Source organism: Streptomyces bobili (genome assembly GCF_002154575.1).
Classification (GTDB): domain Bacteria; phylum Actinomycetota; class Actinomycetes; order Streptomycetales; family Streptomycetaceae; genus Streptomyces; species Streptomyces bobili.
The window spans coordinates 1-9,620 of the sequence record NZ_MUBA01000661.1; the positions used below are offsets into that span (position 1 = coordinate 1).

General features: G+C 72.5%; 7 protein-coding genes and 3 pseudogenes. 3 read left to right on the plus strand and 7 right to left on the minus strand.

Annotated elements, in window-relative coordinates:
- The first annotated feature begins 316 nt into the window (after positions 1 to 316).
- The 3 genes and pseudogenes from BZL64_RS40430 (at position 317) to tgmB (ending at position 2,012) form a co-directional block, all read left to right on the plus strand.
- Positions 317 to 587, plus strand: a pseudogene (locus BZL64_RS40430) (DUF1232 domain-containing protein).
- 231 nt (positions 588 to 818) lie between these two features.
- A complete protein-coding gene (gene tgmA, locus BZL64_RS35685; protein ID WP_086773196.1) occupies positions 819 to 1,010 on the plus strand; it encodes a putative ATP-grasp-modified RiPP in 192 nt (63 codons plus the stop codon).
- A gap of 15 nt (positions 1,011 to 1,025) precedes the next feature.
- Positions 1,026 to 2,012 (plus strand): ATP-grasp ribosomal peptide maturase, encoded by a 987-nt coding sequence (tgmB, locus tag BZL64_RS35690; protein ID WP_086773197.1) that lies wholly within the window; start codon positions 1,026 to 1,028, stop codon positions 2,010 to 2,012.
- Between the two features lie 28 nt (positions 2,013 to 2,040).
- Here tgmB and BZL64_RS42285 read toward each other — a convergent pair whose 3' ends face one another.
- From BZL64_RS42285 to BZL64_RS35725, 7 genes and pseudogenes are all read right to left on the minus strand, one after another.
- Positions 2,041 to 2,367, minus strand: coding sequence for a DUF5133 domain-containing protein (locus BZL64_RS42285; RefSeq protein ID WP_086773198.1), 327 nt, complete (start codon positions 2,365 to 2,367; stop codon positions 2,041 to 2,043).
- A 130-nt stretch (positions 2,368 to 2,497) separates the two neighbouring features.
- Positions 2,498 to 4,267: an ABC transporter ATP-binding protein gene (locus BZL64_RS35700; RefSeq protein ID WP_086773199.1), complete on the minus strand. Its 1,770-nt coding sequence runs from the start codon at positions 4,265 to 4,267 to the stop codon at positions 2,498 to 2,500.
- Positions 4,268 to 4,457: 190 nt separating this feature from the next.
- Complete coding sequence (locus BZL64_RS35705; protein WP_086773200.1) at positions 4,458 to 5,726, minus strand: ABC transporter substrate-binding protein; 1,269 nt, start codon at positions 5,724 to 5,726, stop codon at positions 4,458 to 4,460.
- Complete coding sequence (locus tag BZL64_RS35710; protein WP_086773201.1) at positions 5,723 to 6,862, minus strand: branched-chain amino acid ABC transporter permease; 1,140 nt, start codon at positions 6,860 to 6,862, stop codon at positions 5,723 to 5,725. Before BZL64_RS35710 ends, BZL64_RS35705 begins: the two co-directional genes overlap by 4 nt.
- Positions 6,855 to 7,751: a branched-chain amino acid ABC transporter permease gene (locus BZL64_RS35715; protein ID WP_086773202.1), complete on the minus strand. Its 897-nt coding sequence runs from the start codon at positions 7,749 to 7,751 to the stop codon at positions 6,855 to 6,857. The genes BZL64_RS35710 and BZL64_RS35715 overlap by 8 nt, the downstream gene beginning before the upstream one ends.
- A 155-nt stretch (positions 7,752 to 7,906) precedes the next feature.
- Positions 7,907 to 8,734, minus strand: a pseudogene (locus BZL64_RS35720) (ABC transporter ATP-binding protein); the annotation flags it as partial.
- Positions 8,731 to 9,491: pseudogene (locus BZL64_RS35725) on the minus strand (ABC transporter ATP-binding protein). The pseudogenes BZL64_RS35720 and BZL64_RS35725, both read right to left, overlap by 4 nt.
- Between the last annotated feature and the right edge of the window lie 129 nt (positions 9,492 to 9,620).

Below are 9,620 nucleotides of genomic sequence, written 5' to 3' on the forward strand. Positions count from 1 at the left end.
CGGGTGATCATGCTTGGCTCTCTCTGAAGGCTGCGGTCGCACCTGCGCCCCCGGGATGCGACACGCCATGTGACGATCACCATTACCTCGGACCCCGGGCCGTACCGCCACTCGGACGCGGCAGCCGTGTGAAACGCGCTCCATGGCCCTGGGCGGGCCCGTTTCGCACGGCTGCCGCGTCCGGCACCGGCGGCCCGCACCCGGTCGGCGCTATTCTCCCGACCAGGACGGGGCATTCGGAAAGCCGGAACGGGGAATCCGACAGTCGGAGAACCGCCGGCAGACCGCGCGACGGACCGCGCACAGGGGAGGGCCCGTGGATGCGACCACCACGCTCGTCACCGTCGTCGCGGTAGTGGCGGTGGCGGTGTTCGCCGTGGNNGGTGCGGCTGGTGCGGACCCGGCGCGGCCTGCGACGGGCGGGCCTGCCGACCGGCCCCCGCTGGGTCTTCTGGGGCGCGGTCGCCTACTTCGTCCTCCCGGCCGACCTGCTGCCCGACCCGGTCTACCTCGACGACATCGGTGTCCTGCTCCTCGCCCTGCGTTCCCTGCGCCGCGCCCCCGACCGCGCGGGCATCGCCGACTGACCGCTCGGGAAGACTTTCGCTCCCCGCAGGGCTCATCACCCCTGCTCAGCTCCCTGTGCCCGGCCCGACCCGCCGATGATCACGGAGAGTAAGGAAACCAACCACCCGTTCGATTCGTATAAGTGACTGAAGGTCCCACCACCGCACCGAAGTTCGCACCACAGCAGCGGGCCCGAGTGACGTCGCACAGCGGCACCGCTTGATCGATGCAGTACCGACGAGGGAGAGACGATGAAACCGTTCGCGCTCAACTACGCACGCCCGGCAGCGGAGTTGGAGTTCGCCACTCCGTACGCCTATGACCCAGGACTGCAGTTGAACGTGCTCCTCGACGGCCGGATCGCCGCTCGTGACCACGCCCTGCTGAGAGAGCTGGGGACGACGACCTCCACAGCGGGCTCCAAGACGCACTTCGACGACTGAGCGCGGGCGGCCGAGATGACCGTGCTCATCCTGACCAGTGAAGAGGACGTCACGGCGGACATGGTGGTCGTGCACCTGAACGCCGCCGGCGTTCCCGTCGTGCGCCTCGATCCCGCCGACCTGACCGGTTCCGTGGCGCTCTCCGGGGAGTTCGTGCACGGTGCCTTCCGGGGGCATCTGTCGTCCGCGGGCCGACTGGTGAGCCTCGACTCGCTGCGTTCCGTGTGGGTCCGCCGGCCCGGCGCGGCGGCGGCCCGCGCCCCCGAACCGTCCGCGTGGCTCACGGAGGAGGCCTCGCAGGCGCTGTACGGGATGGTGCGCGGCAGCGAGGCGCGCTGGATGAACCATCCGGACGCCGCCCGGCGGGCCCGGCACAAGCCCTGGCAGCTACGCCTGGCCCAGCGCAGCGGGCTGCCGGTGCCGGCCACGCTCATCACGACGTTCCCGCAGGCGGCGCGGGACTTCGCCGAGCGCTACCCCGACCTCGTGGTCAAGCCGGTGTCCGGGGCGCATCCGCAGGACCCGCCCCGGGCGGTGCCCACCACCCGGGTCCCGCCCGGCGCCGACTTCGCCGCCGTCGCCTACGGGCCGACGCTGCTGCAGCGGCGGATCGCCAAGCGGGCCGACATCCGGCTGACCGCGGTGGGCGACCGGCTGCTGGCCGCCCGCAAGGCCACGTGCGCCGACGGCGACCCGGAGGTGGTGGACGTGCGGTTCACGCCGTCCACCGCGCCGTGGTGCCCGGCCGACGTCCCGCCGCGCCTGGCCGAGTCCGTGCGCACCTATCTGCGGGAGGCCGAACTGGCTTACGGAGCCTTTGACTTCGCGGAGGACGCCGACGGGACGTGGTGGTTCCTGGAGTGCAACCAGTCGGGCCAGTTCGGCTTCGTCGAGGTGGACACCGGCCAGCCGATCGCCCGCACCATCGCGCAGTGGCTGGCCGGGGCTCCCTCGCGGCAGGGTGCCCGGCCCGCGGACCGCTGCGGTTCGGCGGTGCCGTGAGCCGGGCCGGGGCGGGCTCACGCCCTTCTCAGACCACCAGGGACAGCCCGCTCTCCCCGTCCAGCTCTCCGTCCAGCTCTCCGTCCGGGTCCGGGTCGCACTCGCCGTCCCTGGCCGCGTCCTTGTCCTGCTTCGGCACCCGGGCAGTCGGCGGCCGTACCTCGGCGGCGAGCAGCGCGTCCGCCGCGGCGACCGCCGCACGGACGTCGGACGTGGCCATGAGGACGCACAGCGTGTAGACGACGTCCTCCAGCTCGCGGGCCGTGCGCGGTGTCTCCCGCTCGGCCTGGGCGATCCTCAGCGACGCGTAGCGGGTGAGCAGCGTCCTGACGGTCTTCGGGTCCGGAACGATCACGAGCGCCCCTTTCTCCAGGTGTGGTGCGCTGCGTGTGCCCGGACGTGGGCGATTCATGCACGGGTGGGGCGCATGTCACCCTCCGGGGGCACGGTTCTCGCCACTTGGCCCCGCCCCCGGCCCGGTGACGTCAGGCCGCCTGCCCGCTGTGCAGGGCCGTGTACGCCCCGCCCTCGCGCAGGAGTTCCTCGTGCGTTCCGGTCTCCAGGATCCGGCCCTCCCCCATGACCACGATCCGGTCGGCGCCGCGCACCGTGGACAGCCGGTGCGCCACCACAAAGGTGGTACGTCCGTGCAGCAGCCGGGCGAGGGCCTGCTGGACCAGCGCCTCCGAGCGGGTGTCGAGCGCGGACGTGGCCTCGTCGAGGATCAGCACCTTGGGGTCCCGGATCAGCGCGCGGGCGATCGCCAGCCGCTGCTTCTGCCCGCCCGAAAGGCGGGCCCCGCGCTCACCGACGAGGGTGTCGAGTCCCTGCGGCAACCGGTCGACGAACTCGGTGGCGTTGGCGTCGCGCAGGGCGGCGCGGACCGCCTCCTCGTCGGCCTCGTCCTCCATGCCGTAGGCGACGTTCTCGCGGATCGTGCCGTCGAAGAGGATCGACTCCTGGGGGACCACCGACACGAACCGCCGGTAGGTGCGCAGGTCGAGGGTGTTCATGTCGGTGCCGTCGAGCAGCAGGCGGCCCGAGGTCGGCCGGATGAAGCCGATGACGAGGTTGAGCACGGTCGACTTGCCCGCGCCGGAGGCGCCGACCAGGGCGACGGTCTCGCCGGGTGTCACGGACAGGGTGAAGTCGCGCACCGCGGGCCGGTCGGCGTCGTAGGCGTGGCCGACGCCCTCGAAGGTCACCGCGCCGTCCAGTGAGGCGAGTTCGGCCTTGCCCTCGTTGTCCTCCAGTTCGGGCGCCTGGAGGACCTCGCCGACCGAGCGGACCGACTCCAGGCCCTTGGTGATGACCGGTGCCAGGCCGGTCAGGGTGGTCGTGGAGTTGGTGAGGGTGGTGAGGAAGGCGCTGAGCATGACGACGTCACCGGCGGTGACGCCCCAGACCTCGTAGTACGACACGAGCGCGGCACCCGTCAGCACCAGCACGCCGACCACGTTGAGCACCACCCAGGAGATGGAGCCGAAGCGGCCGTTGACCAGGTCGAGGCGCATCCCGGAGGTCAGCAGGCGGCGCAGGGTGCCGTCCATGCGGGTGAGCGCCTTGCCCTCCAGGCCGTGGGCGCGGGTGACCGGGATCAGCCGGGTCATCTCCGTGACCCGCGAGGAGAGGGTCTCCACCTCGTGGCGGAAGTGCTCGTTGTGGGCGCGCAGCCGGGAGCGCAGCCGGGCCACGACGAACGCGGCGGCCGGCACCACCACCAGGAAGACGGGCACGAACTCGGGCGTGCGTACGGCGATGATGACGAGGCCGCCGATGAGTACCGTGGTCGCGCCGAGCCCGTTCTCCGCGGTCTGCTGCACCATCTGCTCGACGGCCTCGACGTCGCGGACCACCTTGGCCTGGAGCACCCCGGCGCTGACCCGTGAGTGGTAGCCGATGGACAGTTGCTGCATGCGCGTGCACAGGGCGGAGCGCAGGCTGGTGCCCATCCGCCGGACGCTGCCGTACAGGAGGCGGACGTAGAGCAGGTGGAGCGGGTAGTTGACGATCAGGATGAACAGGATGACGCCGGTGCTGGTCCACAGGCGGGAGACGGGCCGGTGCTCGACGACGGTGTCGATGATGGACGCAGTGATGAGCGGCAGCAGCCAGATGGGGCTGTGCTTGACGGTGAAGACGACGACCGCGCCGGCCAGCCGGCGCCGGTCGGCGCGGAACAGGTAGGCGAGCGTGCGGATCGGGTGTTCGTCGCGGTAGCGGTGGTCGAGGGGTCTGTCGAGCGACGACGCCATCGGCGGAGGTCCTCCCCTGGTGTGCCCGGCTCGTGACTTCTCTTCGAAGTCGGGACATGACGAAGTCCGGTGCACCGGAAGGTGATCGCGGTGCACCGGACGCGTCCCAGCCTGGGCCCGGCGGGCCTCGGAGGTCCAATGCAAGAAAGCGAACGCATTCAGCAGTGTGGCCGCTGAATGCGGGCCCGGATCAGGACTTCGAGGTCAGGTACTCCTCCACTCCCGGCGCCTGGTGCGCGTCCTCGACGCCCACCACACCGCCGGCCGCCTTCGCGTCCGGCTTCAGCACGTACGTCGACAGTGCGGCGGGCCGGCCGACGTCGGAGAAGTTCTGCGGGCTGCCGAGGCCGGTGTCGACGCTCTTCTGCGAGCGGTGCGCCTTCACCACGTCCTCGCGGGCGAGGCTGCCGGACTCGCACGCCTTCTTCAGGTCGGCGCCCAGGAGCTGGGCGGCGCTGTAGCCGGACAGCGCACCGGAGTCGACCGGGGAGGCCGGGTACTTCTTGGTGTACGAGGCGACCATGGTCTTCACGCCGGGGATGTCGGCACTGACGGCCGGGGCGCCGCTGACGATGTTCAGCATGGCCGACAGGGCGGGCGCGGCAGGTGTCTTCATCAGCTGCGGGGCGAAGCCCGGTGCGCTGCTGACGACGGGCACGCGCAGTCCGCGGGAGGCGGCGACGCCCACCAGGGACGCCGTCTGGGCGGGCCCGGCGCTGATCAGGATGGCCTTCACCCCGTCCTTCTTCAACGCCGTCACCTGGGCGGAGAGATCGGTGTCCGTCGCCTTGATCTTCTGCCCGGAGACCTTCAGGCCGGCCTTCTTCGCCGCCCAGGTGGAGCCCTGGAGGGCGTTGGCGCCGTAGTCGCCCTCGAAGTAGACGTGCCCGATGGTGTCGCCCTTGGCCAGGCCCTTGGTACGGGTCAGGAAGTCGACGGCGGCGATCATGTCGAGGTCGTAGGTGGTGGCCATGACCTGGACGGAGTCCTTGCCGAGCAGCGAGGCGGCCCAGGCCTGGGGGTAGGTGAGGAGGTGGTCGCGCTCGATGTCGTCGAGGAGGGCGGCGACCACCGGGGAGCCGATGACCTGCGGCAGGGCGACGACGTCCGGGGAGATGTCGGCGTAGGCGGTGACGGCCTTCTGGACGTCGTAGCCGTGGTCCTTGACGACGATCTCGACCTTGCGGCCGCAGATGCCGCCCTTGGCGTTGGTCTCGTCGGCCCACATCTGCTGGGCCTGCACGATGGACTTGCCGAGGGTGGCGTAGGGGCCGGTCAGGTCGGTGAGGGCACCCAGCTTGATGGCCTTGTCGGTCACTCCGGGGCCGGACTTGACGCCGTCGGCGCCGTCGGAGGTGCTGTCGCCGTCCGCTTTGGAGCTGCAGCCGGTGGCCGCGATCAGCAGGGCAGCCAGTGCCGCGGTGAGGGCGGTGCCGCGGGTGCGGTGCTTGGGGTTCACGGGGTGTGCTCCTTGGCTCGTGCGGGTGTGGCGGGTGAGGTCTCCGCACTCGCCGGCCAGGGTGCGGACGGCGGCCGGTCGGGTGACCGGGCGGGCCGCAGTCGGGCGCGGACGCGGCGGGACAGGCCGTGCAGTCCGTCGGGGGCGTACAGGAGGATCACGACGATCACGGCGCCGTAGAGGTAGCGGGCCGCCTCGGTGGGGCCGAGGGCGCCCTCGCCTCCGGTGCCCGGGGCGGCGACCAGGGGAAGCTGGTCGGCGTACCGGGTCATCAGCAGGGGGAGCGCGGTGACGAAGAAGGCTCCCGCGGTGGCTCCGGCGACCGAGCCCAGGCCACCGATGACGATCATGGCGAGGTAGTCGACGGAGAGGGCCAGGCCGAAGTAGTCGGGCACGACCCGGCGGAAGGACAGGGCCAGCAGGACCCCGGCCAGGCCGGCGTACATCGACGACACGACGAAGGCGGCCGAGCGGTAGCGGGCGACGTTCACGCCCATCACGGCCGCCGCGGTCTCGCTGTCGCGGACGGCCGACAGGGCCCGGCCGGGACGGCCGCGCAGCAGGCCGCGCGCGGTGAACCAGGTGAGGGCGAACAGGGCGAGACCGAGGTACCAGAGGCGTTCCTCGGCGCCGAACGGCACGCCCAGCACGGTGAGTTCGGGATCGTCGGCGGTGAACCCGAACCCGCCCAGGGTGAGCGGCGGTACCGAGCGGCCGTTGAAGCCGCCGGTGACCGAGTCGGCGGTCAGCAGCAGGTGGTGGCCGAGGAAGACCAGCGCGAGGGTGGCGATGCCCAGGTAGATGCCGCGGACGCGGCCGGCGACGGGACTGAACAGGCCGCCCGCCGCGCCCGCCAGCAGCACGGCCAGGACGGCGGCGAGCGCCGGGGGCAGGGCCGGGCCCGGGTCGCCGGCCAGCCAGGTGTAGCCGTAGGCCCCGACCGCGAGGAAGAAGGCGTGGCCGAGGGAGAGCTGTCCCGCGGTGCCGCTGAGCAGGCCGAGGCCCACGGCGCCGATGGCGGCGGCGATCGAGAAGAGACCGATGCGCAGCCAGAAGGCGTCGAGGTAGAAGGGCAGGGCGCACAGGAGAAGGGCGGGCAGCAGCAGCTTGCCCCACTTCGGGACGAGTTCAGACACGGACCGCTCCCTTCGCGCCGAACAGACCGGTGGGCCGCACCAGCAGGACGACGACCATCACGGCGTACGGCGCGACATCGCCGAACCCTTCGCCGAGGACGTGCAGTTCGGACTGGTAGCCCGCCACGAGGGCCTCGGTCAGGCCGATCAGCAGGCTGCCCGCGAGGGCGCCGGGCGGCGAGGCCATGCCGCCGAGGATGGCGGCGGGGAACGCCTTCAGGGCGATCTGGCCGGTGGTGCGCTCCAGGCCGGGCGCCGGGAACGCGGCGAGGAACACGGCGGCGAGCGCGGCGAGCGCCCCGGCCAGGCACCAGGCGAGCATGCGCACCCGGCTCAGCCGTACGCCCATCAGGGCGGCGGCCTCCACGTCCTCGGCCGCCGCGCGCAGGGACAGGCCCCAGGGCGTGAACCGGAAGAGGGCGAAGACCCCGGCGATGACGACCGTGGAGACGACGATCGCGGCGAGCCGGCTGTCGGCGACGGTCACCGGGCCGAGGCCGGTGACGGCGTCGCCCCACGGGTCGCCGAGGGTGAGGAGATCGCCGCCGATCCGCCGGGACAGGTCGGTCACCAGGATGATGTCCACGCCGATGGTGACGATGGTCTGCACGTGCGCGGCCTTGGGATCGGGGTCGCCCCGTTGCAGCAGCAGCCGGTCCAGCGCGCCGGCGACGGCCGCGGTCGTCAGGACGGCCACCGCGAGGGCGCCGGCGAAGCCGAGGTCGTCGTGAAGGACGGCGACCAGGTAGCCGCCGAGCAGGAGCAGCGAGCCGTGGGCGAAGTTGAGGACGCCGGAGGCCTTGAAGATGACGACGAAGCCGAGGGCGACGAGGGCGTACACGGCGCCCAGGGCGAGGCCGTTGAGGAGGGTGTCGAGGAGGGTGGTCACGGAGCGTTCTCCCCGGGGGGTTCGGTCACTGCGGTCTCTTCGGTGGTCTCGGTGGGGTCAGTTGGTTCGGTCGCCTTGGTCGTCTTGGTGGTTTCCGCCGGATCCGCCGTTTCCGCCGCTTCCGGGGTCTCCAAGGCTTCTTGGATCTCCGGGGTCTCGTCCGGGGCGCCGGTGCCCAGGTAGGCGCGCAGCACCTCGGGGTGGCGGCGGATCTCGTCGGGGGTGCCGTGCGCGAGGCGGCGGCCGAAGTCGAGGACGGTGACCTCGTCGGCGAGGCGCATCACGAGGCCCATGTCGTGTTCCACGAGGACGACGGACAGGCCGAGTTGCTCGCGGACCGTGCGGACGACGTCGGCGGTGGCGGCGCGTTCGGCGCCGTTCATGCCGGCCACCGGTTCGTCGAGCAGCAGCACGCGCGGCTCCAGGCAGAGCGCGCGGGCGAGTTCGACGCGCTTGCGGTCGCCGTACGACAGCAGGGCCACCGGGGTGTCGACATGGGCGCCGAGGCCGGTGAGTTCGGCGATCTCACGGACCCGGTCCAGGTGGGCGCGCTGTTCGCGTACGGCGCCCGGCAGGCGCAGGGCGCTGGCGGCGAAGCCCGCGCGGGACAGGGCGTGCCGGCCGAGCATGAGGTTGTCGGCGACCGTGCCCTCGGTCGTGACGATGTTCTGGAAGGTGCGGGCCACGCCCAGCGCGGCGATCCGGTGCGGGGCGAGTCCCGTCAGGTCGGTGTCGCCGAGCAGGACCTGACCGGCGGCCGGGCGGCACAGGCCGGACAGCACGTTGAAGCAGGTGGACTTGCCCGCGCCGTTGGGCCCGATCAGGGCGTGCACGGAGCCCGGGGCGACGGTGAAGGACACCGCGTCGAGGGCCGTGAGACCCGCGAAGCGGACGGTGACGTCCCGGACGTGGAGCGCCGGGGGTGCGGCCTGCGGACCGGCGGCGGGGCCGGTGGCCGTGCGGCCGGTGGTGCGGATGTTCACGCGGCCCCCTGACCGGTGGCGGGCTCGTCGGTGCTCTCGCCGAGGTACAGGCGTCGTACGGCGTCGGTGCGGGCGAGTTCGTCGGCGGGGCCCGACAGCCGGACCTCGCCGACTTCGAGGACGTGGGCCTGGTCGGCGAGGGACAGGGCCATGCCGGCGTTCTGCTCGACGAGCAGGACGGCGGTGCCCTGCTCGTTGATCTCCCGGATCACCTCGGCGATGCGGAACACCATGCGCGGGGCGAGGCCGAGGGACGGCTCGTCGAGCAGGAGCAGACGCGGCGCGGCCATCAGGGCGCGGCCGATGGCGAGCATCTGCTGCTCGCCGCCGGACAGCAGTCCGGCCGCCTGGCCACTGCGTTCGGCGAGGACCGGGAACAGGCCGTACACCCGGTCGCGCGACTCCCGCACCAGTGCGGGGGCGCGCCGGCCGAGGCCGAGACCGCCGGCGCGCAGGTTCTCCTCGACGGTGAGACCGGCGAAGACCCGCCTGCCCTCGGGGACCTGGACGACGCCGGCGCGGACGGCCGCGACCGGGTCGCGTCCGTCGAGGGCGGTGTCGCCGTAGCGGACCCGGCCCGCGGTGATGGTGCCGCGGTGCAGGCGCAGGGTGCCCGAGACGGCCCTCAGCAGCGTGGTCTTGCCGGCGCCGTTCGNNTCAGGGACACGGAACGCAGGGCTGACAGGGCTCGTCCGTACATGACGTCGAGCCCTTCGACGTGCAGTGCGGGCGGATCCTGCGGTGGTGCTTCGGGCATCGCGGCTCCTCGGGTCCGTGCCGGCCGGTCACGGCACTTCGGGGGACGGGGGGCGCTCACCACAGCACGGGGCCGAGGGGCCGGTACAGGCACTGGGCCGGGCTCGCTGCGCGGGCCCAGTGCGGGGGG